Annotated in this window: 24 protein-coding genes, 1 pseudogene and 1 riboswitch; of the genes and pseudogenes, 7 read left to right on the top strand and 18 right to left on the bottom strand. The window is 73.7% G+C overall.

Annotated elements, in window-relative coordinates; all coding sequences use genetic code 11:
- Positions 1 to 207: 207 nt before the first annotated feature.
- The 7 genes from ACZ4TW_RS14370 to ACZ4TW_RS14340 all read right to left on the bottom strand — a co-directional run bounded on the left by ACZ4TW_RS14370 (position 208) and on the right by ACZ4TW_RS14340 (position 8,234).
- Positions 208 to 1,653 (bottom strand): phytoene desaturase family protein, encoded by a 1,446-nt coding sequence (locus ACZ4TW_RS14370; RefSeq protein WP_465543512.1) that lies wholly within the window; start codon positions 1,651 to 1,653, stop codon positions 208 to 210.
- A complete protein-coding gene (locus tag ACZ4TW_RS14365) occupies positions 1,650 to 2,642 on the bottom strand; it encodes an SDR family oxidoreductase (protein WP_465543510.1) in 993 nt (330 codons plus the stop codon). The genes ACZ4TW_RS14370 and ACZ4TW_RS14365 overlap by 4 nt, the downstream gene beginning before the upstream one ends.
- An 83-nt stretch (positions 2,643 to 2,725) precedes the next feature.
- Positions 2,726 to 3,259 carry an SRPBCC family protein gene (locus ACZ4TW_RS14360; RefSeq protein WP_465543508.1) on the bottom strand — a complete coding sequence of 178 codons (534 nt, stop codon included), beginning with the start codon at positions 3,257 to 3,259 and terminating at the stop codon, positions 2,726 to 2,728.
- Positions 3,260 to 3,568: 309 nt separating this feature from the next.
- A complete protein-coding gene (locus ACZ4TW_RS14355) occupies positions 3,569 to 4,618 on the bottom strand; it encodes an LLM class F420-dependent oxidoreductase (protein ID WP_465543506.1) in 1,050 nt (349 codons plus the stop codon).
- A 103-nt stretch (positions 4,619 to 4,721) separates the two neighbouring features.
- Complete coding sequence (locus ACZ4TW_RS14350; protein WP_465543504.1) at positions 4,722 to 6,080, bottom strand: adenylate/guanylate cyclase domain-containing protein; 1,359 nt, start codon at positions 6,078 to 6,080, stop codon at positions 4,722 to 4,724.
- Entirely contained in the window at positions 6,077 to 7,405 is a 1,329-nt protein-coding gene (locus ACZ4TW_RS14345; protein ID WP_465543502.1) for an adenylate/guanylate cyclase domain-containing protein, read from the bottom strand. The genes ACZ4TW_RS14350 and ACZ4TW_RS14345 overlap by 4 nt, the downstream gene beginning before the upstream one ends.
- Before the next feature lie 127 nt (positions 7,406 to 7,532).
- Entirely contained in the window at positions 7,533 to 8,234 is a 702-nt protein-coding gene (locus tag ACZ4TW_RS14340; protein ID WP_465543500.1) for a DedA family protein, read from the bottom strand.
- Positions 8,235 to 8,379: 145 nt separating this feature from the next.
- On the opposite strand from ACZ4TW_RS14340, the gene ACZ4TW_RS14335 reads away from it, so the two are divergent.
- A complete protein-coding gene (locus ACZ4TW_RS14335) occupies positions 8,380 to 9,558 on the top strand; it encodes a MarP family serine protease (RefSeq protein ID WP_465543498.1) in 1,179 nt (392 codons plus the stop codon).
- Between the two features lie 24 nt (positions 9,559 to 9,582).
- On the opposite strand, the gene ACZ4TW_RS14330 is transcribed toward ACZ4TW_RS14335, so the two are convergent.
- Together ACZ4TW_RS14330 and ACZ4TW_RS14325 are read right to left on the bottom strand one after the other, a co-directional pair.
- Entirely contained in the window at positions 9,583 to 10,509 is a 927-nt protein-coding gene (locus tag ACZ4TW_RS14330) for an aldose 1-epimerase family protein (protein WP_465543496.1), read from the bottom strand.
- 10 nt (positions 10,510 to 10,519) lie between these two features.
- Positions 10,520 to 11,404 carry a DeoR/GlpR family DNA-binding transcription regulator gene (locus ACZ4TW_RS14325; RefSeq protein ID WP_465543494.1) on the bottom strand — a complete coding sequence of 295 codons (885 nt, stop codon included), beginning with the start codon at positions 11,402 to 11,404 and terminating at the stop codon, positions 10,520 to 10,522.
- Positions 11,405 to 11,486: 82 nt separating this feature from the next.
- Here ACZ4TW_RS14325 and galT point away from each other — a divergent pair, with 82 nt between their 5' ends.
- Together galT and galK are read left to right on the top strand one after the other, a co-directional pair.
- Positions 11,487 to 12,647, top strand: coding sequence for a galactose-1-phosphate uridylyltransferase (gene galT / locus ACZ4TW_RS14320; protein ID WP_465543492.1), 1,161 nt, complete (start codon positions 11,487 to 11,489; stop codon positions 12,645 to 12,647).
- A complete protein-coding gene (gene galK, locus ACZ4TW_RS14315) occupies positions 12,644 to 13,804 on the top strand; it encodes a galactokinase (protein ID WP_465543490.1) in 1,161 nt (386 codons plus the stop codon). Before galT ends, galK begins: the two co-directional genes overlap by 4 nt.
- 11 nt (positions 13,805 to 13,815) lie before the next feature.
- Here the strand turns inward: galK and ACZ4TW_RS14310 are convergent, their stop codons facing one another.
- Positions 13,816 to 14,310, bottom strand: coding sequence for a YbaK/EbsC family protein (locus tag ACZ4TW_RS14310; protein ID WP_465543488.1), 495 nt, complete (start codon positions 14,308 to 14,310; stop codon positions 13,816 to 13,818).
- Between the two features lie 81 nt (positions 14,311 to 14,391).
- Between ACZ4TW_RS14310 and ACZ4TW_RS14305 the strand changes: the two genes are divergently transcribed.
- Together ACZ4TW_RS14305 and ACZ4TW_RS14300 are read left to right on the top strand one after the other, a co-directional pair.
- Entirely contained in the window at positions 14,392 to 15,741 is a 1,350-nt protein-coding gene (locus ACZ4TW_RS14305) for an APC family permease (RefSeq protein WP_465543486.1), read from the top strand.
- Between the two features lie 10 nt (positions 15,742 to 15,751).
- On the top strand, positions 15,752 to 16,288 hold the full coding sequence (locus ACZ4TW_RS14300) for a gamma carbonic anhydrase family protein (RefSeq protein WP_465543484.1): 537 nt from the start codon (positions 15,752 to 15,754) through the stop codon (positions 16,286 to 16,288).
- A 306-nt stretch (positions 16,289 to 16,594) separates the two neighbouring features.
- On the opposite strand, the pseudogene ACZ4TW_RS14295 reads toward ACZ4TW_RS14300, so the two are convergent.
- From ACZ4TW_RS14295 to glyA, 6 genes and pseudogenes are all read right to left on the bottom strand, one after another.
- Positions 16,595 to 17,647 (bottom strand): annotated as a pseudogene (locus ACZ4TW_RS14295) (DUF6716 putative glycosyltransferase); the annotation flags it as partial.
- Positions 17,644 to 18,516 (bottom strand): N-acetylneuraminate synthase family protein, encoded by an 873-nt coding sequence (locus tag ACZ4TW_RS14290; protein WP_465543482.1) that lies wholly within the window; start codon positions 18,514 to 18,516, stop codon positions 17,644 to 17,646. The gene ACZ4TW_RS14290 and the pseudogene ACZ4TW_RS14295, both read right to left, overlap by 4 nt.
- 17 nt (positions 18,517 to 18,533) lie before the next feature.
- On the bottom strand, positions 18,534 to 19,106 hold the full coding sequence (locus tag ACZ4TW_RS14285) for a KdsC family phosphatase (RefSeq protein ID WP_465543480.1): 573 nt from the start codon (positions 19,104 to 19,106) through the stop codon (positions 18,534 to 18,536).
- Complete coding sequence (locus ACZ4TW_RS14280) at positions 19,103 to 20,053, bottom strand: acylneuraminate cytidylyltransferase family protein (protein WP_465543478.1); 951 nt, start codon at positions 20,051 to 20,053, stop codon at positions 19,103 to 19,105. The genes ACZ4TW_RS14285 and ACZ4TW_RS14280 overlap by 4 nt, the downstream gene beginning before the upstream one ends.
- A gap of 327 nt (positions 20,054 to 20,380) precedes the next feature.
- Positions 20,381 to 21,268, bottom strand: coding sequence for a bifunctional methylenetetrahydrofolate dehydrogenase/methenyltetrahydrofolate cyclohydrolase (locus ACZ4TW_RS14275; protein WP_465543476.1), 888 nt, complete (start codon positions 21,266 to 21,268; stop codon positions 20,381 to 20,383).
- Positions 21,269 to 21,451: 183 nt separating this feature from the next.
- The gene (gene glyA, locus ACZ4TW_RS14270; RefSeq protein ID WP_465543474.1) at positions 21,452 to 22,771 is read right to left on the bottom strand and encodes a serine hydroxymethyltransferase; all 1,320 of its coding nucleotides are present in this window, start codon (positions 22,769 to 22,771) and stop codon (positions 21,452 to 21,454) included.
- 72 nt (positions 22,772 to 22,843) lie between these two features.
- A riboswitch (ZMP/ZTP riboswitch) is annotated at positions 22,844 to 22,926 on the bottom strand.
- 132 nt (positions 22,927 to 23,058) lie between these two features.
- On the opposite strand from glyA, the gene ACZ4TW_RS14265 reads away from it, so the two are divergent.
- A complete protein-coding gene (locus ACZ4TW_RS14265; RefSeq protein WP_465543472.1) occupies positions 23,059 to 24,228 on the top strand; it encodes an N-acetylglucosamine-6-phosphate deacetylase in 1,170 nt (389 codons plus the stop codon).
- Here the strand turns inward: ACZ4TW_RS14265 and ACZ4TW_RS14260 are convergent.
- The gene (locus ACZ4TW_RS14260) at positions 24,150 to 25,466 is read right to left on the bottom strand and encodes an MFS transporter (RefSeq protein WP_465543470.1); all 1,317 of its coding nucleotides are present in this window, start codon (positions 25,464 to 25,466) and stop codon (positions 24,150 to 24,152) included. The genes ACZ4TW_RS14265 and ACZ4TW_RS14260 overlap by 79 nt on opposite strands.
- Before the next feature lie 159 nt (positions 25,467 to 25,625).
- On the opposite strand from ACZ4TW_RS14260, the gene purU reads away from it, so the two are divergent.
- Positions 25,626 to 26,504 carry a formyltetrahydrofolate deformylase gene (gene purU, locus ACZ4TW_RS14255; protein WP_465543468.1) on the top strand — a complete coding sequence of 293 codons (879 nt, stop codon included), beginning with the start codon at positions 25,626 to 25,628 and terminating at the stop codon, positions 26,502 to 26,504.
- Between the two features lie 15 nt (positions 26,505 to 26,519).
- On the opposite strand, the gene ACZ4TW_RS14250 is transcribed toward purU, so the two are convergent.
- Positions 26,520 to 26,885, bottom strand: a complete 366-nt coding sequence (locus ACZ4TW_RS14250) for a YrdB family protein (RefSeq protein WP_465543466.1) — start codon at positions 26,883 to 26,885, stop codon at positions 26,520 to 26,522.
- Positions 26,886 to 26,999 lie beyond the last annotated feature (114 nt).

The following is a 26,999-nucleotide window of genomic DNA, read 5'->3' as shown; positions in this document are numbered from 1 at the left end:
GGGCAATCAGCAGGTAACCGCAAGGGAACCTCAGAGACTACACGCGGCGCACCTGACCGGCTCGGCCGAAGGTGAAGATATAGTCCAGACTGCAAGCCGCAGCGCGGTGGCTGGGGAGACCCAGTGCAGTAGGTTAATCCGTGGGTCCAGGGTTCGAGCCCCTGTGGGGGCACCCGTCGAATGGCGTCTCGGTCGACCAGTCCGAGGTCACGGCGCGAGGCTCGGCGGCGCCGTGAGGCCGAAGGTGTGCCGCAGCGCGCTGCGCGCGGCGTGCCATCCGGCCAGGCCGTGCACGCCCGGGCCCGGCGGCGTCGACGACGACGCGAGGTAGACGCCGGCGAGCGGCGTGCGCCACGGGTCGGACGAGAGCACCGGACGTCGCACGAGCTGGAGCATGGTCGGCGCGCCCGAGGCGATGTCGCCGCCGATGTAGTTGGCGTTCTCGGCCTGCATCTCGACGGCTGTGCGCGACGCCGACGCGAGGATCACGTCGCGGAAGCCCGGCGCGAAGCGCTCGATCTGGCGCACGACCGCCTCGGTCGGGTCGACGGTCGACCCCCTCGGAACGTGGGTGTAGGTCCACAGCACGTGGCGCCCCTCGGGCGCGCGCGTGGCATCGAGGATCGACGGCTGCGAGACCAGCACGTACGGCGATTCCGGATGGCGCCCGCGCGCCACCTCGCGCTCCCCCGCCGCGATCTCGGCTCGCGTGCCGCCGAGGTGCAGCGTGCCGGCCCGCGCGAGGTCGGCATTCGCCCACGGCACCGGGCCGGACAGCGCGAAGTCCACCTTCGCGGCCGCGTTGCCGTACCTGAAGCACGCGAGGGCGCGGCGGTAGCGAACGGGCAGGCGGCGGCCGGCGATGCGGGCGAGTGCGCGCGGCGTCACGTCGAGCAGGACGGCGCGCGATCGGGGCAGCGCGGCGAGGTCGTCGATCGCGGCATCCGTCACCACTTCGCCGCCGTGCGCGACGAGGTCGTCGACGAGCGCGTCGACGATGGCGCCGCTGCCGCCGACCGGGATGGGCCAGCCGCGCGCGTGCGCGTGCATGCCGAGGACGAGACCGGCGCCCCCGGTGGCGAGGCTCGGCAGCGGACGGATGGTGTGGGCGGCGACCCCCGTGAGCATCGCGGGTGCGACCTCCTCGTCGAAGCGGACGTTCCACGCCGGCGAGCCCTGTTCGATCGCGGCGAGCCCGAAGCGGGCCGCGACGAGCGGATGGCGCGGCACGCGCAGCAGCGTCGACCCCGTGAACTCGGTCACCTCGTCGTCGCGCGCGACGAGCGGGCCGATCAGGCGAGCATAGGCGGGGCCGTCGCGGCCGAGCCCCTCGACGGTGCGGTCGAGGTCGTGCCACGCCAGGCCGGCGCGCCCGCCGTCGAGCGGGTGTCCGTACGAGAGTTCGGGGAGGCGCAGCTCGATGCGCCGCTCGAGGCCGAATGCGCGGAAGAACGGCGACGCGAGCGCCATGGGGTGCACGGCCGAGCAGACGTCGTGCCGGAACCCCGGCAGGGTCAGCTCGGCGGTGCGCGCCCCGCCGCCGGGCGACGACTCGGCCTCGAAGACGCGCACCACGAGGCCGGCGCGCGCGAGCGTGACGGCGGCGGCGAGGCCGTTGGGCCCCGAGCCGACGACCGCCACGTCGATGGTCATGCGCCGGTGCCCCGGGTTCGCGCGCGGTCGGCGATCGCCGCGGCGGCCCACACGATCGCCCCCGCGGCGAGCGCGCCCGCGGCACGGCGATGCGTGACGGCCCACAGTTGGGGCGACCAGCCGAGCGCCTCGCGTCCGTACGCTCCGCGCGTGCCGACGTCGCCGGGGGTGGGGTGCCAGAGGTTCCCGGGGAGCATGTCCCCATCATGCCTCGGGCTCTGCTGGAGTCGACGCCCGAATCGCGTGAAGAACGCGTCGAGCGCGGTCGGGGCGAACCGTTCTCCGAGCGCCATGACGGTCGTCGGCTCGGCGACCCACGTGCGCGCTCGCGGCCGGCGCACCACGGCGAGGACGGCACGCGCGCACGCCTCCGGCGTGAACACGATCGGGATCGGCCGGGTCGCACGCGGCAACGCGCGGGCGATCCAGCGGTACTGCGGCGTGTCGATCGCGGGGAACTCGAGCACCGAGAGGCGCACGCGGCTGCCGCGCATCCGGAGCTCCTGCGCGACCGACTGCGCGAACGCGCGCGTCGCCGCCTTCGCGCCCGAATACGCCGAGAGGAGCGGAACCGCGTGGTACGCGATCGCGGAGCCGAGGACGACGACGTGGCCGCGATCGCGCGCCACCATCCGGGCGAGCGCGGCCCGCATGCCGTTGACGGTGCCGTGGTACGTCACGTCGGTCACGCGTTCGAAGTCCTCGGGGGCCACGTCGAGGAAGTCTCCCGCGATGCCCGCCATCGGGCCCGTCACCCACAGGTCGATCTCGCCGAGCCGGCGTTCGACGGTGCCGGCGGCGGCCTCGACGGCCGTGGCGTCGGCGACGTCGACCGCCAGGGCGAGTGCCGGACGGTCGGGGCCGTCGAGCTCGTCGGCGACCGCGCTCAGGCGCGCGGGGTCGCGGGCGAGCACGGCCACGCGCCATCCGTCGGCGGCGAGACCGCGCGCGATGGCGAGGCCGAGTCCGGCGGTGCCGCCCGACACCACCGCGACGCGAACGGAACCGCGGCCCCCGCGGCCCCCGCGGCTTCCGGGGTCCGAGCGGCGCCCGTCACTCCCGCGCCGGCGGTTCACGTCGCCTCGCCGGCCTCACCGGCAGCCTCCGCCATGCCCGCAGCGGCGACGTCGGCGTCGCCCGCCTCCCCGGCCACGGGCGCGGGCGGCTGCGCCCTCCACCGACCTTCGGCGAGGTGCGCGAGGCGTCGGAGCGTCTCGCGATTGCGGATGCGGAGCATGGGTTCCCGGAGGAACCGCGGCACGTACCGCCCGGGCCCCTCGGCCGGCTCCTCGGTGATTCGCACGAGGCAGCCGTCGCCGCTCACGCGCGTCTCGATCACGATGTCGGCCTCGCCGATCGGCCAGCCGCGGGCACGCATCGCGGCTCGCCGCGGGGGCGCCCAGTCCCAGCTCGAGGTGACGTCGTCGAGCACCAGCGGCCAGGCGCCGACCGAGTGGTGGAGGCGCGCCCCCACCGCGGGCCAGTCCGGATCGACCGCGCGCATGCGGCTGGCGCCGACGACCCACGCGGGATAGAGCCATCCGTCGGCCAGCACGTCGAACACCGCCTGCGGCGGACAATGGAACCGTCGCACGTTCCGCGACATCGGCCCTCCCCACGGGAGGGCCCGTTCGTCCGCACCCGTCTGCACGATGGTACGGATGGGGCGGATGGTCGCCGAGGGGGTTGACCGCGACGGGCGAGGCATCCGGCGCCTCAGCCGATGAGCGCCCCGGGCACCGCCCGGCGGAGCGGAGGCCTCGTGAGGCCGCATCGCCCCGCCACGGCGGCTCCTCCCCAGGTTCCCCTTCCGCCCGCTGCCGTGCGGTGGACTGAGCGTATGCGCCCGCGCCCCGGCGACCTACACCCTCGAACTGGGGCTGGACACGACGACGATTGTGGAACGATCCGCTCTTCAGCCGACGAGGCGCCGAAGGCCCGCCATGAGCGCCACGCGCTCCTCCGAGCTCCGCGCGAGGGGCGTCACGGTCAACGTGGTGACTCCCGCGGCCGCGAACGCGCCGAGGCGTTCGGCGACCTCGGCGGCCGACCCGATCAGCGAGATCGCGCGCACGAGCTCGTCGGGCACGGCGGCGACCGCCTCGTCGCGGCGTCCGGCGAGGTAGAGGTCCTGGATCGTCGCGGCATCCTCCGCGTAGCCGTAGCTCGCGATGAGGTCGTTGTAGAAGTTCTTGCCCCGCGCACCCATGCCGCCGATGTACAGCGCGAGGTTCGGCTTCACGGCCGCGATCGCCGCGGCCGCGGCATCCGCCCGGTCGGTGATCGCGAGCGCCGGGCTCGCGAACACGTCGAGGGGCCCCAGCTCGGGCGCACGCTTCGCGAGCCCGGCCTCGAGCGACGGGCCCCACACCTCGCCCGCGCGCTCGGGGTGGAAGAACATGGGCAGCCATCCGTCGGCGATCTCGGCGGTCTGCTCGACCGACTTGGCGCCCAGCGACGCGACCGTGATCGGGATGCGCTCACGGACCGGGTGGTTGATGAGCTTCAGCGGCTTGCCGAGCCCGGTGCCCTCGCCCTCGGGCAGCGGGATGCGGTAGTGACGGCCGGCGTGGACGACGGGCTCGCGGCGCCAGGTCATGCGGCACACGTCGATGATCTCGCGCGTGCGACCGAGGGGCGCGTCGTACTTCACGCCGTGGAAACCCTCGATCACCTGCGGGCCCGAGGCGCCGATGCCGAGCTCGAACCGGCCGTCCGACACGTAGTCGAGCCCCGCCGCGGTCATCGCCGTGAGCGTGGGCGTGCGCGTGTACAGCTGCAGGATGCCGCTCATGAGCGTCATCCGCGAGGTGCGGGCCGCGAGGAACCCGAGCTGGCTCACCGCGTCGAACGAGTACGCCTCGGGCACGCCGATGAGGTCGACGCCCGCCGCCTCGAGTTCGGAGACCTCGTCGGCGACCTCGCGGAAGCCTCCGGCGTAGTTCAGGAACATGCCGACGCGCATGCGTCACTCCTCGTCGTCGTGGGGGGGTCGGGTCGGGCCGTGACGGCCAACACAGACCATAGCCGACGGGTGGACGGATGCCGCGCCGCGCCGGCGGCCCGCGTCAGGCGGTGCCGTCCGCGTCCGGCGTCGACGCGACATCCGGTGCCAGGAACCACAGCCGCCACCGGCCGGGCACGCCCTTCAGGTCGTGCTCGCCGGCGTCCTCGAACCTGAACGCCGACCCGATCACGAGCAGTCGCACGGCGTCGCCCGCGAGGATGCGGCCCGGCTGCGAGGCGGCGCAGATGCGCGCCGCCGCGTGGACCGAGATGCCGACGAGCTCGCCCGCGCGCACGATCACCTCGCCTGCATTCAGCCCGACGCGGAGGGTCAGGCCGAGTGCCGCGGCATCCGCCACGGCCGCCTCGGCGAACTGGAGCGCTGAGGAGGGCAGGGGGAAGGTCGCCACGATGCCGTCGCCGGTCGTGTTCGCCTCGGTGCCCGAGAAGCGGGCGAGCGAGCGGCGCAGCGCCTCGTCGTGCGCGGCGAGGATGCTGCGCCAGCGCTCGTCGCCGATCCGCGCGAGCGAGGTCGTCGAGCCGACGATGTCGGTGAAGACGGTGGTGAGCACGTCGCGATGGCCGCCGCTCCGCGTTCGGGTGAGGAACTCCTCCATCTCGTCCACCAGCCCGCTGTCGGGGAGCACGGCCGGCAGCACTGACGAGCGGCGCACCAGCTGCAACCGCCCGTGCGGCAGCGTGTCCGCGAGCCAGCGCATCGGCGCCTCGTCGATGCCGGCGACGCCGGTGTCGTGCAGCACGAGCACCGGAGCGACGACGTCGGCGAGGTGCGCTCGGATGTCGACGCGCACGATCGCCTCGGCCAACCGCCTCGCCGCGGTCGGCGTCGCCGACATGCTCTCGTACCGCTCCCACCAGCTGACCAGCCGCTCCGCGCCCTCGGTCTGCCAGAACTGCCGCGCCACCAGGCCGCGACCCCATTCCGACGGGTCGAGCGCGGCCATCAGGCTCGCGAACCACCCGGGATGCAGCGCCCACGGGAAGTCCTCGTCGGCATGGCCGACCGCAAGGGCCTCGTAGGCGATGACCGCGTCGACGCGTTCCGGATGTCGCGCCGCGGCGACGAGCGCGGTCGCACCGCCGTCGAACCAGCCGATCAGCGATGCCCGGCGGCTGCCCGCGGCATCCAGGATCGCGATGAGGTCGTCGGCGCGGTCCTCGACGGTCGCGTCCAGGCCGCCGCGGTCGGAGAGTCCCGTGCCGCGCTTGTCGAAGAGGATCACGCGAGCACCGAGGCCCCGCAGCCGCTCGATGAACTCGAGGTGCTCGGGGAGTTCGCAGAAGACGTCGACGTTCGAGATGAAGGCGAACACGAGCACGAAGTCGCGGTCCCCCTCGCCGAACACCTTGTACGCGAGGTCCACGCCGTCCCGGTCGGCGTACCGCGTGGGCGGGATCATGGACCGACCTCCAACCGGAACAGGTGCCACTCGCCCGGCACGCCCTTCAGCCCGTGCTCGCCCACCGTGGCGAACCGCATGCCCGACCCGTCGACGAGCACTCGCACGGTGTCGGTGACGAGCACCTCCCCGGAGCCCGCGAGTGCCGCGACCCGGGCCGCGACGTGGACCGCGATCCCGATGAGGTCGTCGTCGCGCACGAGCACCTCGCCGCAGTGCACTCCGGCACGCAGGCCCAGGCCCATGTCGGCCGCCTCCTCGACGACCTGTTCGGCGAACCGGATCGCGGCGGACGGCAGGGCGAAGCAGGCGACGAACCCGTCGCCTGCCGTGTTCACCTCACGCCCTCCGAACCTGGCGAGCGACCGCCGGAGCGACTCGCGATGCGCTGCGAGCAGGTCGCGCCAGTGCCGGTCGCCCGAGTGCGCGAGCTCCACGGTCGACGCGACGACATCGGTGACGACGATGCTCGCGAGCTCCCGCCGGCCACCGCTGCGCGTGCCGACGAGGAACTCCTCGATCTCGTCGACCAGGTCGTCGGAGGGGATCACGAACGGGACCGACGGGCCCGTGCGGAGAAGCCTCAGCCGTCCGTTCGGCAGTTCGTCGGCGAGCCAGCGGAAGGGCTCGCTCGGCGTACCGGGCAGGTCGACGTTGTGCATCACGAGGACCGGTGCGACCACTCGCGGGAGGTAGCTGCGGATGTCGAGCCCGAGCGCATCGTCGAGCAGCCTGGCGGCGCCGCTCGGCGGGACCGAGAGGCGCTCGTAGCGCGTCACCCAGTCGATCAGCCGGGGATCACCCGCCCACTCCGGCGCGATCGCACGCGCCATCGGTGTCTGCCCCCAGCCGAGAGCGATCAGCTTCCGCAACGCGCCCTCGCCGATCCGGGGCCCGAACCCCCACGGGAACCCGTCGACGGGCCGGCCGACGGCCAGCACCTCGTTCGCGACGACGGACTCCACGCGGCCGGGATCTCGCGCCGCGGCCACGAGGCACGTCGCACCACCGTCGAACCACCCGAGCAGGACGGCGGTGGTGCTCGCGACGGCGTCCAGCACGGCGACGAGGTCGTCGCTGTGCTGCTCGACCGTCACCGATGCCACTCCCCGATCCGACATGCCCGTGCCGCGCTTGTCGAAGAGGATCACCCGGCCGAGCTTCGCGAGCCGATCGACGAACTCGGCGTTCTCCGACAGCTCGAAGAAGACGTCGACGTTGGACGCGAGCGGGAACGCGAGCAGGAGGTCGCGCGGCCCGTCGCCGACGACCTTGTACGCGATGTCGGCGTCGCCGCTGCGGACGAAGGACGTGTTCGGAATCACGGCGACACCCCGGCGCGCCGCCGCCGGCACGGAGCGGTGCGACGGCCACCCCGTGGAGTGCGCCCGGTCACGCCTCCACGGTAGTCCCCGGCCGGCCGCGGCGCGCGACGCGGCGCTCGGGATGCGGCTAGATGCCGCCCTCCGTGGCCTCGCCACGGGCGACGCGGCGCCGGTGCTCACGGATGCGGACGACCCGCTTGGCGACGAATGCACCCACGGCCAGCACCACGGCGACGATGACGACGAGCTGCGCTGCGTCGGCCCACGGTTCGACGACGTGCCAGCTCTCGCCGAGCAGGTAGCCGGCGAGCACGAACACGGCGTTCCAGATCGCGCTGCCGATCGTCGTCAGCGCCAGGAACATGCCGACGTGCATGCGCGTGACGCCCGCCGGCACCGAGATCAGCGAGCGGAACAGCGGGATCATCCGCCCGAAGAACACCGCCTTGCGGCCGTGGCGCAGGAACCACGACTCCGTGCGGTCGACGTCGGCGACGTCGACGAGCGGCACGGCCTTGACGATCGCCCGGGTGCGCTCGCGGCCGAGGACCGCACCGATGCCGTAGAGCGCGAACGCGCCGACGACGGAGCCGAGCGTCGTCCAGATCAGCACCTCCGCGAGGCCGAACGAGCCCTGGCTCGCGGTGAAGCCGGCCAGTGGCAGGATCACCTCGCTCGGCAGCGGCGGGAACAGGTTCTCGAGGGCGATGGCCAGGCCTGCCCCGGGTGCGCCGAGGGTCTCCATGACGTCCACGGCCCACGCGGCGAGGCCGGTGAGCTCGGGTTCGGCAGCGGCGGCGGCGGTTCGGATCGCGATCGTCGTCGTCATGGGTTCGACGCTATTCGACGGCGCCTGTGCGGTCGGTGGGATCACCACCCGGTCCGATGGTGGGGCCTGCCCCCTCGAGCGCCTTCAGCCTGCTCCGAGCCGCATACGCGAGGCTGGTCCTCTCAGCAGAAACGGAGCGCCGCGCATGCCCTGGAGCCTCATCCTCGACATCGTGCTGATCCTCGTCCTCATCGGGGCGCTCCTGCACGGATGGCGCGCGGGCCTGTTGCACAGCCTCGGCGGGCTGCTCGGCCTGATCGCCGCCGGCATCGCCGCGTACTTCGCGATGCCGTGGATCGTGTCGTTCATCGCGGCCCCGGAGTGGCGGGCGCCGATCGCGATCGCCGTGGCCGTCCTGCTCCTGGTCGGGGGCTTCACGCTCGGGACCTCGATCGGGCGCGCCCTGCGGCGTGGCGCCGACGCGGTGAAGCTGGGCGTGGTCGACCGCATCCTGGGCGCGATCGTGAACACCATGGCGACCGCGTTCGTCATCGCCCTCGTCGGTGCCGGCGTCTCGACGATGGGCGTGCCAGTGGTCTCGCCCGCGGTGGCCGGCTCGTGGGTCGTGCGCGGCATCGAGCAGGTCACGCCGCCGCCGGCCCGAGCCCTCATGGCGGAGCTGCGCAGCGCGGCGGTCGGCGAGGCGATCCCGTGGCTCGTCGGCGTGCTCGACGGCCCGACGGTCGCGCCGGAACTGCCGAGCGGCGGCATCGACGATCCCGAACTGTCCGCCGCGGCGGCATCCGTCGTGCGCATCACCGGGCTCGCGTACGAGTGCGGCGGGAACCTCACCGGCTCGGGCTTCGTGGTCGCTGAGGACCGGGTGGTGACGAACGCGCACGTGGTCGCGGGCGTCGACGACCCCCTCGTCGAGGCCCCGGGCCGCGGCCCGGTCGCCGGACGCGTGGTCGCGTTCGACGCCGAGGCCGACCTCGCGGTGATCGCGACCGACGGCCTTGGGGTGCCACCGCTCGACCTCGCCGACCCGCCCGCGGCCGAGACCGACGTCGCCGTGGTCGGCTATCCGTTCGGCGGGCCGCTCGAGCTCAGGGCGGCGCGCGTCATGGCGACCGGGCCGATCACGATCGCGATCGACGGCGAGAGCACGTCGCGCGACGTCGTCACGCTCGCCGCCGACGTCGACCACGGCAATTCGGGCGGCCCCGTGCTCACCGGCGACGGACTCGTCGGCGGCGTCGTGTTCGCGAAGTCGCAGACGGTCGACAACGTCGGGTTCGCGGTGCCGGTGGGCACGCTCGCACCGCTCGCCGACCAGGCGCCCTCGCTCAGCGACCGCGTCGACTCGGGCAGCTGCGTCGGCTGAGGCCGCACAGCGCGGCGGCCGCCCTCACTCGGCGGTGAAGCCGGCGAAGCGGATGCCCCAGCTGAGCTCCCACTGCTCGCCCGGGTCGAGCCAGCGGAGGCCCTTGCCCGAGTTGAACGCCTCGGCGGGCGCCGTCATCGGCTCGACCGCGATGGCCTTGCTCTCGCCGGGATAGCTCTCGGTCGTGTACACCTGCACGTACGCGAACTCGTCGTCGGCCCAGACCGAGACCGTGCGGCCGTCGGGTGCGACGAGCGTGTGCTCGACCGTGCCGTCGACCGCGGCGAGGCCGCCGAACGCGTCGTCGAGCTGGACGTCGCCGACGCGGCGTCCCTCGCGGAAGTCCCACTCCGTGCCGTCGACCGGCACCTCGCCCGTGGGGAGCAGCCGGTCGTCGACCTCGATGTGGCTCGACGCGTCGAGGCGGAGCACGAGGTCTTCGGTCGGCACGTCGCCGATCTTCACGAACGGGTGCGTGCCCACCGCGACCGGCGCCGGCTCGGCGCCGAGGTTCTCGAGGAAGTGCGTGACCTTGAGTCCGTCGGCGACGAGCTCGTAGCGCACCGCAGTGCGCACGGTGAACGGATAGCCCATCTGGGGGTAGATGGTCGCGGCGAGCGTGACCGTGTCGCGCTCCTGCTCGACCGGCGTGTACTCGGCATAGCGGAGGAGGCCGTGGATCGCGTTGTTGCGGGCCGGCTCGGTGATCGCGAGCTGGTACTCGCGGCCCTCGTGACGCCACACGCCGTCGCGGATGCGGTTCGGCCACGGCACGAGCACGATGCCCGAACCCGACGGCGGAGTCTCGTCGTCGCCGTAGGAGGGCACGAGGTCGATGTCGTTGATGGAGAGCGTGCGGAGTCCGGCGGCGACGGCGGTGACGGTCGCCCGGACGTCGCCCGTCGAGGTCGAGGTCTCGAGCACGAACTGGTCGCCGGTGGGGTGGGTCATGGAGACCACCTTAGGGGTGGTCGGGTCTGTGGGCGACGAGCACGTCGAGCCCCGCGTCGCGCAACTCGCCCACGAGGATCGCGGGCGCGGCGGCATCGGTCACCAGGGTGTCGAACGCGTCGACGGGCGCGATGCGGCCGAGGTGCACCTCGCCGAGCTTCGACGCGTCGGCGACCACGACCGCCCGCGCCGCCCGCTGGAGCATGAGCGACTTGACGGCGGCCTCGGGCAGGTTGGCGTTGGTGACGCCGAGCCTCGGGTCGACGCCGTTGCAGCCGATGAAGGCCAGGTCGACGTGCACCTCGTCGAGGATGGAACCGGCCATCGGGTGCACGAGGGAGTGCTGGCGCGGGCGGAGGGTGCCGCCGGTGACGATCACCGAGAACCGGGGGATCTCGGGCTCGAGCTCGAGCGCGATCGAGAGGCCGTTCGTGAGGATCGTGACGTCGTCGAGGTCGGCGCGGGCGCGCAGCGCTCGGGCGACCTGCAGCGTGGTGGTGCCCACGTCGAGGATGACGCTCTGGCCGCTCTTCACGAGGGAGGCCGCGTGCTCGCCGATCAGCTGCTTGGGCACGACGGATGCCGAGAGCGCCTCCTCGAAGCTCGGCTCGCGCTCGGGTCGCGGCGCCGCCGAGGGCCCCGCCCCGGCGGGGACCGCACCGCCGTGCACGCGGCGCACGAGGCCCTCGCGTTCGAGCGCGTCGAGGTCGGCCCGCGCCGTGACCGGCGTGACGCCGAACGACTCGCTGAGCTCGACGACCCGGACGAAGCCGCGCTCGGTGACGAGGTCGGCGGTGAGCGAACGGCGTCGCGACACGTCGCGCGGCATCGCCGCGATGACCGCGGCCGCCCGGACGACCGCAGGCGTCTCGTTCGAGAGGTCGAGATCGTCCACCTGCCCATCTTCACCTGCGCAACTCGACTTTGCAATACGAAACCCGCTTGTTTCCGAAACGAAAACGTCGTAGTTTATGCCCGTGCACCACACCGAACCAGGCATCCTCGACCCCCGCATCGCCGTGCGTCGTTCCACGCTCGCCGACGGGCGCGAGCTCATCTACTTCGACGACGCCGACACCGTGCTGCCCGCCGGCCGGGCGATCGACGCGCGCGCGCTCGACCCCCGCCCGGCCACCGCCGAGATGCGGCAGGATCCGCTGACGGGCGACTGGATCTCCATCGCGGCGGCCCGCCAGAACCGCGTGTTCCTCCCCCCGGCCGACGCCGATCCGCTCGCGCCGCAGACCGAGACCAACCCGTCCGAGATCCCCAGCCTCTACGACGTCGCCGTCTTCGAGAACCGGTCGCCGTCGTTCGGCCCCGAGCTGCCCGAGTGGGCCGGCGGGGCCGGTGCCGCGGCATCCGCCTCGGCGGCGCTCGACGCGGTGCGCCGCGTCGGGATCGAGCGCCGGCTGCCCTCGCACGGGCGGTGCGAGGTCGTCTGCTTCAGCCCCGAGCACGAGGGGTCGTTCGGCACCCAGAGCCCCTCGCGGGCGCGCACCGTGATCGAGGCGTGGGCGCACCGCACCGCCGAGCTCTCCGCCCTGCCCGGCGTGCAGCAGGTGTTCCCGTTCGAGAACCGCGGGCGCGACATCGGCGTCACGCTCCCCCACCCGCACGGCCAGATCTACGCCTATCCCTACGTGACGCCGCGCACCGAGCGGCTGCTCGCCGCCATCGACGCCTACGGACCGACGCTGCAGGCCGACGTGCTCGAGCGCGAGCGCGCGGGCGAGCGGGTCCTCATCTCGGGCGAGCACTGGACGGCCTACGTGCCGTTCGCCGCCCGCTGGCCAATCGAGATCCACCTCGTGCCGCACCGCCACGTGCCAGACCTCGCCGCGACCGACGAGGCCGAGCGGTCCGAGCTCGCGTCCGTCTACCTCCGCCTGCTGCGCGGCCTCGACCGCGTGTACGACACCCCGACGCCGTACATCGCGGCGTGGCACCAGGCGCCGGTGCACGAGCGGCGCGACGACGTGCGCCTGAGCATGCAGCTGACCAGTCCGCGCCGGGCCGCCGAACGCCTGAAGTACCTCGCGGGCTCCGAGGCGGCGATGGGCGCGTGGATCGGCGACGTCCCGCCCGAGACGCAGGCCGCCGCCCTGCGTCACGCGATCGAAGGAGTCGAGCTGTGACCGACCACGTGGCATCCGCCCAGCACGGGTTCGCCGAGCAGTACGGCCGCCGGCCCGCCGGGGTCTGGTCGGCCCCCGGCCGGGTGAACCTCATCGGCGAGCACACCGACTACAACGACGGCTTCGTGTTCCCGTTCGCGATCGACAAGCGCACCACGGTGGCGCTCGGCGACCGCGACGACCGCCTCGTGCGAGTGGCCTCCACCTTCTCGCCCGAGGTGGTCGAGGTGCACCTCGACGAGCTCACCCCCGACGCGGTCGCCGGCTGGGCGGCCTACCCGCTCGGCGTCGTGTGGGCGCTGGGCGAGTTCGGAGCCGACCTCGGGCACGTCCGCGGGGTCGACCTGCACATCGACTCCGACGTGCCGGTCGGGGCAGGGCTCTCGTCGTCGGCGGCGATCGAGTGCGCCGTCGCCCTCGCGCTCGACGAGCACTGGGGCCTCGGCTTCGACCGGCCCACGCTCGCCAAGATCGGCCGGCTCGCCGAGAACCGCGTCGTGGGCGCGCCCACCGGCATCATGGACCAGTCGGCGTCGCTGCTCGGCGAGGCCGACTCGGGCGTGTTCCTCGACTGCCGCAGCCTCGACGCCGACGTGATCCCCCTCGGGTTCGCCGAGGCCGGGCTCTCGCTGCTCGTGATCGACACGCGCGTCAGTCACGCGCACGCGACCGGCGGCTACGCCGCCCGACGCGCGTCATGCGAGACGGGCGCCCGCATCCTGGGCGCCGAATCCCTCCGCGAGGTCCGCGTCGACGACCTCGGACGCGCCGAGGAGCTGCTCGACGACGAGACGTTCCGCCGGGTGCGCCACGTCGTCACCGAGAACCAGCGCGTGCTCGACACCGTGCGAACCCTGCGCGAGCGGGGGCCCGGCGCGATCGGGCCGCTGCTCGACGCATCCCATGTGTCGATGCGCGACGACTTCGAGATCTCCGTTCCCGAGCTCGACCTCGCGGTCGAGACGGCCCAGGCGAACGGCGTGATCGGCGCGCGCATGACCGGCGGCGGCTTCGGCGGGGCGGCGATCGCGCTCGTGGCCGACGAGGTGCTGCCGGTCGTCACCGGCCGGGTCGCCGAGGCATTCGCACAGCGAGGGTTCCGGGAACCCGCGATCTTCACGGTGCACGCCGCACAGGGCGCGCGACGCGACGCGTAGGGCGAGAGCGCCTACCTCGGCTCGACCGCGGTCGGCGTGCCGCCGGTGATGCGCACGAGGTCGTCGTAGGTCGTCGGGAACACCGTCCTGGCGTGCCCTGCCGCTGCCCACACCTCGTCGAACGCGGCGAGGTCGGTGTCGATGAACGTCCTGACCGGAGCCGGATGCCCGACCGGGGCGACTCCGCCGATGACCTGCCCGGTCGCCGCCTTCACGACTTCCTTCGAGGCGCGCCCGATCCGACCGCCGAGCCGCTCGCCCAGCCACTCGGTGTCGACCCGGTGCGCGCCCGACGTCAGCACGAGGATCGGCTCGCCGTCGAGCGTGAACACGAGCGAATTGGCGATCTGGCCCACCTCGACGCCGAGCGCATCGGCGGCCAGCTGCGCGGTCGTGACCGCGTCGTCGAACCAGACGATGCGCGGCTCCAGCCCGTCGGCGGCGAGCGCGGCGACCACGCGGTCGACGGCGGCGTGCGAGGGTGCGGAGGTCTGCTCGGCAGGCATGCCTCGATCCTACGAGCGGATGCGGCATCCGCTCGCCCTGGGGTTCGCGCGCGGTGCCCCGGTGTGTCGTAGGGTTCACGCGTGAGCGCCTCCTCCCACTCGCCCGCACACGACCGCCTCGCCCGACGGCTCGGACTCCGCGACGCGGTCGCGATCGGCCTGGCGGCGATGGTCGGCGCCGGGGTCTTCGCGGTGTGGGCGCCGGCCGCGCAGGCCGCGGGATCGTGGCTGCTCGCGGGTCTCGCGATCGCCGCGGCCGTCGCGTTCGCGAACGCGGGATCGACGGCGCAGCTCGCAGTGCGCTACCCCGAGGCCGGCGGCGCGTACCGCTACGGCCGCGAGCGTCTGGGCGCCTGGCCGGGATTCCTCGCCGGCTGGGGGTTCGTGATCGGCAAGACCGCGAGCTGCGCGGCGATGGCGATCACGGCCGCGGCGTACCTCGTGCCGCCGGCGTGGCAGAAGCCGGTCGCGGTCGTGGCGGTGGTCGTGCTCGTCGGCGTGAACGTGCTGGGCGTGACGCGTACCGCGCGCGTGGCGTCGGTCATCGTGTCGGCGGTGCTCGCGGTACTCGTCGTCGTGGTGGCAGCCGGGTTCGCGGCGGTGGTCGGCGTGGGCTGGGGCGTGGGCGACGCGAGCCCGGCGGCGTCGATGGACGCTCCCGTCGGGGTGCCGGATGGCGCCGCCGGGTCGATCGCGACCGCATACGGCGTGCTGCAGGCCGCCGCACTCATCTTCTTCGCGTTCGCGGGGTACGCGCGCATCGCGACGCTCGGCGAAGAGGTGCGCGAGCCCACGCGGACCATCCCGCGGGCCATCGGCATCGCCTTCGGCATCGTGCTCATCGTGTACGCGGCGGTCGGCACCGCCGCACTCGGCGCGCTCGGCCCCGACCGGCTGGCGACCTCGGCCGCGCCACTCGTCGACGTGATGGGCGTCGCCGGATGGCTCTGGGCCGAGCCGATCGTCCGCGTCGCCGCGGGCGTCGCGGCGCTGGGGTCGCTGCTCGCGCTCATCGCGGGGGTGGGCCGGACCAGCCTCGCGATGGCGCGCGACGGCGAACTGCCGCGACCCCTCGCCAGGGTGCATCCGCGATTCGGCGTGCCGCACGTCGCCGAGCTCACGGTCGGCGTCGCGGTCGTCGTGCTCGTGCTCGTCGCCGACCTCCGCGGCGCGATCGGGTTCTCGTCGTTCGGCGTGCTGCTGTACTACCTGGTCGCGAACGCGTCGGCGCTCACGCAGCCGGCGGCCGAACGGCTGATTCCGCGTTGGCTGTCGTGGGCCGGTGCGGCCGGATGCGTCGTGCTGGTCGTCACGCTGCCGGTCGTCTCGATCGTGGCGGGCGTCGCGGTCTTCGCGGTCGGCGCGGCGGTGCGCGCCATCCGCCTCGCCATCGCACGGCGCCGTCAGGCGGGGTCCGCCGACGGCGAATAGGCTGGGCGCCATGAGCGCCGACCCCTCCGCCCGCATCATCACGATCGCCGGTACCCCGGCGCCCGAACTCGACCCGAGCGCATTCGTCGCGCCCGGCGCCGTCGTCGTCGGCCAGGTCCGCCTCGCCGCGCAGTCGAGCGTCTGGTACACCGCGGTCCTGCGCGCCGAGGCCGAGACGGTCACGCTGGGCGAGCGCTCGAACCTGCAGGACGGCGTCGTCTGCCACGTCGACGCGGGCTACCCCGTCACGATCGGCTCGGGCGTCTCGGTCGGGCACCGCGCGGTGCTGCACGGCTGCACCGTCGAGGACGACTGCCTGATCGGCATGGGGGCGACGATCCTCAACGGCGCGGTGATCGGCCGCGGGTCACTGGTCGCGGCGGGCGCCGTGGTGCTCGAGGGCACCGTCGTGCCGCCCGGGTCCCTCGTCGCCGGTGTGCCCGGCAAGGTCCGCCGCGAGCTCACCGCCGACGAGCAGGCCGGCATCCGACGCAACGCCGAGGCGTATCTCGCGCACGTCGAACGGCACACCGCCCCGGTCGACTGATTCGTCGGCGGTACGGGTCGGGCTGCCGGATGCCGCGTCCTCACGCGGCACGACGGTGCGGGCGTCGACGGAGCCCGTGACATCCGCTTCCCTCGTCCATCGCCGCTGCAGGCGCCGCACCCGGCGCACCACGCCGCGCGCGGGCACGCCGATGCCCCAGGCGATCGCGCCGGCAAGGCTGCGGTCGTACTGGCCGAGCATGCGGCGCCGCTCGAACAGGGTGCGGAGCGCCCCACCCGACAGGTTGTGCCGACGTTCGAGCGGCGGCAGCGGCACGATCTCGCGAGCTTCCACGAGCGCGTCGAGCCGCGACGCCCAGTCGTCGGCAGCGGCGTCGTGGAAGTAGTTGTCGGCGAGCCAGCCTGAGTCGGCGTGGCGGAAGCGCCCGGCGACGAGGTCCTCGGTGGAGCCGAAGAGCCCGGCGCCCTCGAAGACCGTGTTGATCATGGCCGGTGAGACGCCGTAGTCGTCGACCAGGAGAGCGGGGAGGTCGAGCGCGATCGCCTCGAGCGCGGCGGTCGAGCTCACCGTGACGAGCGCGCCGGCACGAGCGAGTTTCTCGGTCATCGGGCCGTCCTCGACCACGAGGTTGGCCGGGACGTCGACCATTCCGGCGAGCAGGTCGGCGTAGTCGTGCTCCTCGGCGTGGGTCTGCGCCTCGCCCGAACGCGCGCGCACCTTCACCACGACGCGATGGGGCGCGCGGCCCCGCGCGAGCTCGGCGAGGGCCGCGAGCAGCGCCATCCGATCCTCGCGCTCAGCGGGGACCTTCGCCTGGGCGGCGAAGATGACGTCGGTGCCTCCTGCCGGTCGCTGGGCGCCTGCGGGACGCGCGGGCCGGAGGAACGGCAGCGTCGCGAGCCCGAACATGCGATCGATGCCGAGGTCGGCGGCGTTCGCGCGGAACTCGCGCACCTCGCGCCGGCTGTGCAGCACGACGAGGTCGGTCTGCTCGCGGTAGATCACGGCCTTCGGCACCGCGGGGATCGTCAGGCCCGGGAAGCCGCTGAGGAGCGCGGGCCGGTTCGGCCGGCGGTTCAGGCGCGGGGCGACCACGCGCACGAACGGGCCGCGCAGCGCCAGCAGCACGGCGTGCGGGTCGAACGCGTCGAGTTCGTCGTCGAGGCCGCCAGCACCGTCGAGCGGCACGATCCGCGCCTCGCCCGTCGTGAATCGCGTGCCGGCGAGCGCGTGCTCGAGCTGCCTCGCGCTCGGCTGCACGGGCGACGCGATGACGACGAGCCGCGCCTCCCACTCGGGCGGAAGGGTCGAGGCGAGCGCGGCGCCCCACTTCACGTACGAGTCGGCGTCGGCGACGACGAGCAGGCGGCGGGTGCCGCCATCCGCCCCGACCGTCACGCCAGCACCCGGCGGAGCTTGGCCTTCGGCGCCTCCTCGCCCGGGTACACGCGCTTGATGCCGTCGCCGAGGGCGTCGCCGATGATGCGGATGTCGCGCACGAGGTGGTCGAGCCCCTGCGGCTCGAGCGAGGCCGAGTGGTCGGAGCCCCACATCGTGCGGTCGAGGGTGATGTGCCGCTCGACGCAGGTCGCCCCGAGCGCGACCGCGGCGAGCGAGATCTGCAGGCCGCGCTCATGGCCGGAGTACCCGACGGGCACGCCCGGGAAGCGCTGCTTGAGCGCGGGGATCATGAGGAGGTTCGCCTCGTCGGGCGGCATCGGGTAGCTCGAGGTGGCGTGCAGGATGACGAGCCGCTCGGTGCCGAGCACGGTCACGGCGCGATCGATCTCCTCCATAGTCGACATGCCGGTCGACAGGATCACTGGCTTGCCGGTGTCTCGCACCGCCTCGAGCAGCTCGAGGTCGGTGACCGACGCCGAGGCGATCTTGTGCGCCACGACCCCGAACGACTCGAGGTCGGCGACGGCCGGGACGTCCCACGGCGACGCGAACCAGTCGAGCCCGTGCAGCGCGGCGTGATCGGCGACCTCGGCGTACTCGTCGTGGCCGAACTCGACGCGGTGGCGGTAGTCGAGGTAGGTCATCTCGCCCCACGGCGTCTCACGCGGCATGAGCTTCATGTGCTCGGGCGTCGAGATGTCGGGCGTGCGCTTCTGGAACTTCACGGCCTGCGCGCCGGCGTCGGCGGCGACCTCGATCAGGCGCTTGGCGATGTTCACGTCGCCGTTGTGGTTGAGGCCGATCTCGGCGATGACGTAGACGGGTTCGTACTCGCCGATGGCGGCGTGGCCGATGCGCACGGACATGTGGGTCTCGCTTTCGTTCAGTGTGCCTTGGCGGATGCTGCGGCGATCGCCTCGCGCTGCAACCGGGTCGGATGGGCGGGGTCGAGCTCGCGCGGTTCACGGGAGCCGTCGGCCGCGTCGCCGCCGTCCGCGGCGCGGCGCTTGGCCTCGCGCGCCGCGAGCACGAGTTCGGCGAGCTCGCGCACCGCTCCGTGCCCGCCGTGCCGCTCGAGCACGTGGCGCGCGCGTTCGAGCGCGTCGGGCGCGGCATCCGGGACGGCCAGCGGCCAGCCCACGATGTCGAGCGCCGGGATGTCGCCGCGGTCGTTGCCGAGGTACGCGATCCGGTCGAGGCGGATGCCGCGGGCCGCGGCCCACTCGCGGAGCGCCGCGCCCTTGTCGGCGAGGCCCTGGACGCAGTCGACGCCGAGCTTCTCGGCGCGCCGGCGGACGACCGGGTTGGCCTCCGCGCTGAGGATGAGCACGGGGATGCCCGCGTCGCGGAGCCGCGCCACGCCCGCGCCGTCGGCGCGCGACACGCGCACCGACTCGCGGCCGAGCTCGTCGAGCCCCGCGGTGTCGTCGGTGTGCACGCCGTCGAAGTCGGTCACGACCGCGTCGACGTCACGAACGGATGGCGCGGGTCGGCCACCCAAGCGGTGCCGGTGCCCGCCCGCCTCGCGAGCGCGGAGGCGACGCCCGCGGCCAGTCGACGGTCGATGCGCGGCGCGAGCGCGCGGGCACGCGCGAGGTCGGCGGCGTCGTCGATCTCGATCGCGGTGTCGGGGTGCACGGGCTGGATGCCCACGCGCCCGAAGAAGCGGTGCCGCGCCTGCACGAACCCGTCGGTGCGGAACACGTAGAACGCGCCGGTCTCGAGGAACTCGGGCTCGCGGTCCTGTCGGCGGGGCCGGTCGGTCGGGTCGTGGTTGACGCCGACCGCGCTCGCGCCGTCCGCGTCATCCGCTCGCTCGCGCCACAGGAACCCGTGCGTCGGCGTCGCCGCGAACACGACATCGCGCTCGCCCGTCGCGACGCGCTCGATCGCGGCGTCGAGGTCTGCGGGGTCGATGAACGGCGAGGTCGCCTGCACGAACACGGTCACCGCGCCGGCCCCTGCCCGCGCACCGGTCGCAGGCGGCGCATCAGGACCCAGTACCTCGAGCGCGTGCAGCAGTGCCGATTCGCTCGACGCCTCCGGCCCCGCGAGCTCGGTCGGCCGTGCCACGACCTCGGCTCCGGCCGCGAGCGCGGCGTCGGCGATCTCCTCGTCGTCGGTGGTGACCACGACCCGCGCCACGCGCTCGGCGCCGAGCGACGCGTGCACGGCGCGCGCGATCAGCGGCACCCCGCCGACGCGCGCGACGTTCTTGCCGGGCAGTCCCTGCGATCCGCCGCGCGCGGGGATGATCACGGTCGCGAGCGCGACCGGCTCGCCGGGGCCCTTCGTGACGCGGGCGGCACCCGCCGTGGCGCCGCGTTCCCCCGTGCGGTGCGCTCCGGCGGATGCTGCGCGCGCCACGGAGTCGGTGGCGTCAGCATGCTGGCTGCGGCTCATGCCGCGAAGCTATGCGCGCCATCCGTCCGCGCGGTGCACGCCGAGTGAACGCCCGGCGACCGTCAGGCTGACAGCGGATGCCGCGGCTCACCGATGCCGGACACGGCCGCCCGGATGCAGATCGCCCGCTCGGAGACGGCGTCCGATCCGCTCATCACAGCAGCGCCTCAAGTGAGGGGATGTTCACAGGAAGAATCCGGAAACGGTCCTGCCGAACGGTCTGACCCCGAGCGGGTGGCGTGGGCCTGTGTACCGGGCGCTTGCGACGCCTGACCCCACGGGCCTCGAGACGCGGCAGCGCCGCTTCTCGACCCGCAGGGCGCCGAGTCAGCGATCGCGCAGCTTGTACTCCGCCGACTTCACGACGTTCGCGAGCAGCATCGCGCGGGTCATGGGGCCGACGCCGCCGGGATTCGGCGACAGGTGCCCGGCGACCTCCGCGACGGCGGGGTCGACGTCGCCCGTCAGCTTGCCCTTGCCGGTCTCCTCATCGGCGACGCGCGTGATGCCCACGTCGAGCACGGCGGCGCCCGGCTTGATCCAATCGGGCTGCACCATGTGCGGAACGCCGACCGCCGCCACCACGATGTCGGCCCGCTGCACCTCGGCCGCGAGGTCCTGCGTGCGCGAGTGCGTGAGTGTCACCGTGGCATCCAGGCCCTTGCGGGTGAAGAGCAGGCCGAGCGGGCGACCGACGGTGAGGCCGCGCCCGATCACGGTCACGTGCCGGCCGCGGATCGGCACGTCGTACCGGCGCAGCATCTCGACGATGCCGGCGGGCGTGCAGGGCAGCGGCGAGTGCAGCTCGCCTTCGATGCCGAGCACGAGCCGACCGAGGTTCGTGGGATGCAGGCCGTCGGCGTCCTTGTCGGGGTCGATGAGCTCGAGCATCGCGTTCTCATCGTGCCCGGCGGGCAGCGGCAGCTGCACGATGTAGCCCGTGACCTCGCGCGCCGAGTTGAGGTCGCGGATCGCGGCGCGCACGTCGGCCGTGGACGCCGACCGGGGCAGGTCGACCCGGATCGACTCGATGCCGACCTCGGCGCAGTCGCGGTGCTTGCCGGCGACGTACGATCGCGACGCGGGGTCGTCACCGACCAGCAGCGTGCCGAGCCCCGGCACGACGCCGTGGGCGCGCAACTCGGTGATGCGCGTCGAGAGCTCGGACTTGACGGCCGACGCGGTCGCGACGCCGTCGAGGGTGATCGCGGTCATGGAGCTACCTCTTCCGAGATGTCTTCGGGAACGGACGAAGGAGATTCGAGCCGACACGCCGGTGAGCGGATGCCACGGGCGGCGTGTCGCGCGGCGACTCCTCCGCTGCGTCAGGATGCCCGATGGTCCGGGCGGGCCGGCCCGGGCCACGCCGGGCCGGCCCGGCCCGGGCCATCCGTGTGTCTACTGCTGCAGGCCGGGGTAGAGCGGGAACGCCTCGGTGAGCGCCGTCACGCGCGAGCGGAGCGCCGCGACATCGGGGTTCGCCTGCAGCGCGTGGGCGATGACGTCGGCCACCTCGGTGAACTCGGCGTCGCCGAAGCCGCGGGTCGCGAGCGCGGGCGTGCCGATGCGCAGGCCCGACGTGACCATCGGCGGGCGCGGGTCGAACGGCACCGCGTTGCGGTTCACGGTGATGCCGACCTCGTGCAGTCGGTCCTCGGCCTGCTGGCCGTCGAGCTCGGAGGTGCGGAGGTCGGCGAGCACGAGGTGCACGTCGGTGCCGCCGGTGAGCACGTCGACGCCCGCGGCGCGCGAGTCGTCGGCGACGAGGCGCTCGGCGAGGATGCGGGCACCGCGCACCGTGCGCTCCTGGCGGTCCTTGAACTCGGCCGAGGCCGCGATCTTGAACGCCGTCGCCTTCGCGGCGATCACGTGCATGAGCGGCCCGCCCTGCTGGCCGGGGAACACGTTCGAGTTCAGCTTCTTCGCGAGCTCCATGTCGCGCGAGAGGATGAAGCCCGAGCGCGGGCCGCCGATCGTCTTGTGCACCGTCGAGCTCACGACATCGGCGTGGGGCACCGGGTTCGGGTGCAGGCCCGCCGCGACGAGGCCGGCGAAGTGCGCCATGTCGACCCAGAGCTTCGCGCCGACCTCGTCGGCGATCTCGCGGAACGCGGCGAAGTCGAGCTGGCGGGGGTACGCCGACCAGCCCGCGATGATCACCTGCGGCTTGTGCTCGCGGGCCTTGTCGCGCACCACGTCCATGTCGACGACGAACGACTCGGGGTCGACGCCGTACGCGACGGCGTTGTAGAGCTTGCCCGAGAAGTTCAGCTTCATGCCGTGCGTGAGGTGGCCGCCGTGCGCGAGCTCGAGGCCGAGGATGGTGTCGCCCGGAGTCGCGATCGCGCTCAGCACGGCCGCGTTGGCGGTCGCGCCCGAGTGCGGCTGCACGTTGGCGTACTCGGCGCCGAACAGGCTCTTCGCGCGCTGGATGGCGAGGTTCTCGGCGACGTCGACGAACTCGCAGCCGCCGTAGTAGCGGCGACCGGGATAGCCCTCGGCGTACTTGTTCGTGAGCACCGAGCCCTGCGACTGCAGCACCGAGACGGGCACGAAGTTCTCGCTCGCGATCATCTCGAGCGTGGTGCGCTGGCGGTTCAGCTCCTGCTCGAGGACCTCGGCGATCTCGGGGTCGACCTCGGCGAGGGGCTGGTTGAAGACGGATGCGGCGCCCGCGACGGCGTCGGCGGGGGCGTCGGTGGTGAGGGACTCGGCCAAGACTGGCTCCTTCGAAGATGACATGCGGACCTGCGGTTCAGCGCCTCGTGCGACTCGCGCCACGAGGCCTCGCGTACCGGCCCAGGCGTGCGGTCGGTCCGTTGCCAGTCGCTCCCCGATGGTCACCCATCTCAACGCCAGTCGCGACCCGGCAAGCATAGCAACGGATGCCGCGTGCGGCTGCCCCGCATGACGACCGGGTGACGCGGCGCCGTCGCGGCCCACTCCCACCCGGTGACCGATCGGGCGAGCGTCGCACGCGCCCGGCGGCGGGATAACGTGGGCGGGTGAGCGCCGCGCCCGTGACCGTGATCCACTCCGCCCGCCTGGTCTCCGGCGGCGACACCGTGCCCGACGCGTGGGTGCGGTTCGAGGGCGACCGCGTCGCGGCGCGCGGCCTCGGCGACGGATGGCGCGAGCACCGCGCGAGCACCGACCGGGCCGTCGAGGTGACGGATGCCGCCGGCCGCTGGCTCGCGCCAGGCTTCATCGACCTGCACTGCCACGGCGGCGGCGGCGCGTCGGCCGAGGAGGGCGACGACGCCCTCCCGACGGTGCTCGCCACGCACCGCGCGCACGGCACCACGCGCACGGTCCTCTCGCTCGTGACCGCGACGATCGACGAGCTCGAGGGGCGCCTCGCCGCCATCGAGCGCGCCGCGGCATCCGACCCGCTCGTGCTGGGCTCGCACCTCGAGGGCCCGTTCCTCGACCCGGAGTTCCGCGGGGCGCACGATCCGGCGCGCCTGCGCCGGGCCGACGCCGACGCCGTCGAGCGGCTGCTCGCGGCATCCGCCGGCACGCTGCGGCAGGTCACGCTCGCGCCCGAGCTCGACGGCGCGACCGAGGCCGTCGCCCGGTTCACCGACGCGGGCGTCGCGGTGGCGGTGGGCCACACGGGCGCCGACTTCGACACCGCCCTCGCGGCGTTCGACGCGGGCGCGTCGATCCTCACGCACGCGTTCAACGGCATGCGCGGCATCCACCACCGCGCCCCCGGTCCGGTCGTCGCGGCCATGCACGCCGACCACGTGACGCTCGAAGTGATCGCCGACGGCGTGCACGTGCATCCCGACGTGGTACGGCTCGCCTTCGCCGGGGCACCGGGCCGGGTGGCGCTGGTGACGGACGCCATGGCCGCCACCGGCTCGGCCGACGGCCGCTACGTGCTCGGATCGCTCGAGGTCGACGTCGCCGACGGGGTGGCCCGACTCGTCGACGGCGGATCCATCGCGGGCTCGACCCTCACGCAGGACGTCGCGCTCCGCCGCGCGGTGATCGACTCGCGCCTCTCGCTCGAGGACGCCGTGACCGCGCTGACCGTCACGCCCGCTGCGGCGATCGGCCGTGCGCACGACCTCGGTCGACTCGAGCCCGGCTACGCGGCCGACGCGGTGCTGCTCGACGACGAGCTCGCCGTCGCCGGCGTGTGGGGCGCCGGCGCACGCCTCGCCTGAGCCCGCACCGCCGACGCCGTCACGATGGCTCCCGCGAGCACCGCCATCACGACGTAGGCGAGCGGGATCGAGGCGACGCCGAACGCGTCGAACAGCAGGCCGCCGACGAGCGCCCCGCCGCCGATGCCGATGTTGAACGCGGTCGTGTACAGCGCGCTGGCCGCGTCGCGCCGCTCGGGCGGAGCCGCCTGGAGCAGGCGGGTCTGCAGGAGCGGCGGCACGGCGCCGAACGCGAAGCCCCACACGAGGTACGCGATGATCGCCGGCCAGAGCGCGGGCACCGAGGTCATCACGACGAGCGCCGACGCGATCACCGCGAGCGCGATCACGAGGGCACGCACACCGTTGCGGGCGAAGCGCGTGCCGACGACCGCCAGTCCCGCGGCGCCCGCGATCCCCGACGCGAACAGCAACGGCGCGACGGCTGAGGACGGCGCCCCGACGACCTCGGTCAGGATGGGGGCGATGTAGGTGAGCGCGGCGTACTGGCCGATCATCACGGCCGCGGTGACGAGGCAGACCGCGAGCACGGCGGTCGTGCCGCCATCGGCGGTGCGCGTGCGTGCGGCGTCGGCCGGAGCGGACGCCGCAGCCGGCTCGGGCGTGCGCGCCGGTGCGGCGGTGGCGCCGTCGGACGGCAGCACCGCACGCACGACGAGTGCGCCGAGCAGCGTCAGCACCGCGACGACGGCGAAGGCCGCGCGCCATCCGACCGCCTGCCCCAGCGCCGTCGCGAGCGGCACGCCGGCGATCAGCGCGATCGTCCCGCCGCCGAGCACGACCGACACGGCCCGGCCGAGCTGCGCGTCGGGCACGATCCGCGCCGGGTACGCGCCGACGAGCGCCCAGAACACGCCGTGCGCGACGCCGCCGACGACGCGGACGCCGACGAGCATCCAGTACTCGGGCACGACGGCGCTGAGCGCGGTGGATGCCGCGAGCACCACGAGCACGGCCGTGAGGAGCGTGCGCCGCGGCATCCGTCGGGTGAGCGCGGTCAGCGGCGTCGAGGTGACGACCACGGTGAACGCGAAGACGGAGACGAGCAGGCCGATGAGCGGCTCGCCGACGCCGAGGTCGGCGCTCATCTCGGGGAGCAGTCCCGTGGGCAGCATCTCGATGGTGATGGAGAGGAACACGGCCGAGGCGAGCACGACGAGCACCCGCCAGGGCAGGGCCGTGACGGAGGGAGTGGTCGTGGTGGACGCGCCGGCGCGCGGAAGATCGGTGATCGACATGGTGCAGTCATCCCGACGGCGTTCCCCGCTCGCGGCCTGGCCTGCGGCGGGTCGACTACGCGCTCGCGTGCGCGCCCGGGGCCGGCGGTGACCGCACGACCGCGACCAGTGTAGCCGGTGTCGGCTGAGCGCCCGCCGGGCGCCCGGTACGCTGGCCGGATGATCACGGACGCCGAGCCGCACAGCCCGCACCTGTACCACTGGGTCGTCACGCTGAGCTGCACCGACGGACCCGGCATCGTGCACGCCGTGAGCGGCGCGATCGTCGCGGCGCGCGGCAACATCACCGAGAGCCAGCAGTTCGCGAGCCACGACACCGGCCGCTTCTTCATGCGCGTGCAGGTCGAGTCGCCCGCCGGCCGCGACGAGTTCGAGGCGGCGCTCGCGCCGGTCATCGAGCGCTGGGGCATGGACCTGCAGCTCGACGAGGTCGGCCGGCCGCTCCGCACGCTCGTGCTCGCCTCCACGGCGGGGCACTGCGTCAACGACCTGCTGTTCCGGCAGCGCGCGGGCCAGCTGCCCGTCGAGATCCCGCTCGTGCTCTCGAACCACGGCACCCTCCGCGACCTCGTCGACTTCTACGGGGTTCCGTTCGAATCCGAGCCCGTGACCTCGCCCGAGACGAAGGCCGAGTTCGAACGCCGCGTCCTCGAGGCGGTCGACGCGCACGACATCGAGCTGGTGGTGCTCGCCCGCTACATGCAGATCCTCTCACCCGAGCTGTGCGACGCCCTCGCGGGTCGCTGCATCAACATCCACCACTCGTTCCTGCCCGGCTTCAAGGGCGCGAACCCCTACCGGCAGGCGCACGCGCGCGGCGTCAAGCTCATCGGCGCGACCGCGCACTTCGTGACGAGCGACCTGGACGAGGGTCCGATCATCGAGCAGAACGTCGTGCGCGTCGAGCACTCGCGATCGGTCGCCGAGCTCGTCGCGATCGGCCAGGACGAGGAGAGCCGGACGCTCTCGCAGGCCGTCAAGTGGTTCGCCGAGCGCCGCGTGCTGCTCGACGGGCAGCGGACGGTCATCTTCCGCTGACGCGGCCCCGGCCGCTCAGGCGCTGAACTCGCGGCGCCCGTTGATGACGCCGCTCACGGCCGCGACCACGGCGAAGACGACGGCGACCACGGGCTGCTCCATGATCCACCACGCGATCGCGGCCGTCGAGAACACGGCGATCTCGACCAGCGCCTTGACGAACGGGTCGACGTGGAACACGGCCTTCGGCGATCGGAAGAGCGCCCACAGCAGGATCGCGAGCACCGGCAGCCCGATGCCGAGCAGGACGCCCGGCCACGGCAGCTCGAACGCGGTGAAGCCGAAGATGCCGAGCGTCACGATCGCGAAGATCTCGAGCAGGAAGCGCAGCAGGTCGTTCCAGCCGACCTTGGGCGCGGAAGCGGGGCTGGCGTCGTTCACGGACGTCCAGCCTACCCGCGCCCGGGGGGGGGGGGGGGGGGGGGGGCGGGTGGGGGGGGGGGGGGGGGGGGGGGGGGAGGGGGGGGAGCCCCCCCCCTTTTGTTGTCTCTCTCT

This window comes from Agromyces sp. NPDC029043 (assembly GCF_055564615.1).
The sequence above is the reverse complement of the archived record's forward strand: the minus strand, read 5'-3'. Positions and strand labels throughout refer to the sequence as shown.

Excerpts from the sequence above, each read along its gene's own strand:
- ACZ4TW_RS14370 (WP_465543512.1), bottom strand. The coding sequence starts at position 1,653 with ATGACCATCGACGTGGCGGTCGTCGGCTCGGGGCCCAACGGCCTCGCC.
- ACZ4TW_RS14360 (WP_465543508.1), bottom strand. The coding sequence starts at position 3,259 with ATGTCGCGGAACGTGCGACGGTTCCATTGTCCGCCGCAGGCGGTGTTC.
- ACZ4TW_RS14355 (WP_465543506.1), bottom strand. The coding sequence starts at position 4,618 with ATGCGCGTCGGCATGTTCCTGAACTACGCCGGAGGCTTCCGCGAGGTC.
- ACZ4TW_RS14350 (WP_465543504.1), bottom strand. The coding sequence starts at position 6,080 with ATGATCCCGCCCACGCGGTACGCCGACCGGGACGGCGTGGACCTCGCG.
- ACZ4TW_RS14340 (WP_465543500.1), bottom strand. The coding sequence starts at position 8,234 with ATGACGACGACGATCGCGATCCGAACCGCCGCCGCCGCTGCCGAACCC.
- ACZ4TW_RS14335 (WP_465543498.1), top strand. The coding sequence starts at position 8,380 with ATGCCCTGGAGCCTCATCCTCGACATCGTGCTGATCCTCGTCCTCATC.
- ACZ4TW_RS14330 (WP_465543496.1), bottom strand. The coding sequence starts at position 10,509 with ATGACCCACCCCACCGGCGACCAGTTCGTGCTCGAGACCTCGACCTCG.
- ACZ4TW_RS14310 (WP_465543488.1), bottom strand. The coding sequence starts at position 14,310 with ATGCCTGCCGAGCAGACCTCCGCACCCTCGCACGCCGCCGTCGACCGC.
- ACZ4TW_RS14300 (WP_465543484.1), top strand. The coding sequence starts at position 15,752 with ATGAGCGCCGACCCCTCCGCCCGCATCATCACGATCGCCGGTACCCCG.
- ACZ4TW_RS14290 (WP_465543482.1), bottom strand. The coding sequence starts at position 18,516 with ATGTCCGTGCGCATCGGCCACGCCGCCATCGGCGAGTACGAACCCGTC.
- ACZ4TW_RS14280 (WP_465543478.1), bottom strand. The coding sequence starts at position 20,053 with ATGAGCCGCAGCCAGCATGCTGACGCCACCGACTCCGTGGCGCGCGCA.
- ACZ4TW_RS14275 (WP_465543476.1), bottom strand. The coding sequence starts at position 21,268 with ATGACCGCGATCACCCTCGACGGCGTCGCGACCGCGTCGGCCGTCAAG.
- ACZ4TW_RS14260 (WP_465543470.1), bottom strand. The coding sequence starts at position 25,466 with ATGTCGATCACCGATCTTCCGCGCGCCGGCGCGTCCACCACGACCACT.
- purU (WP_465543468.1), top strand. The coding sequence starts at position 25,626 with ATGATCACGGACGCCGAGCCGCACAGCCCGCACCTGTACCACTGGGTC.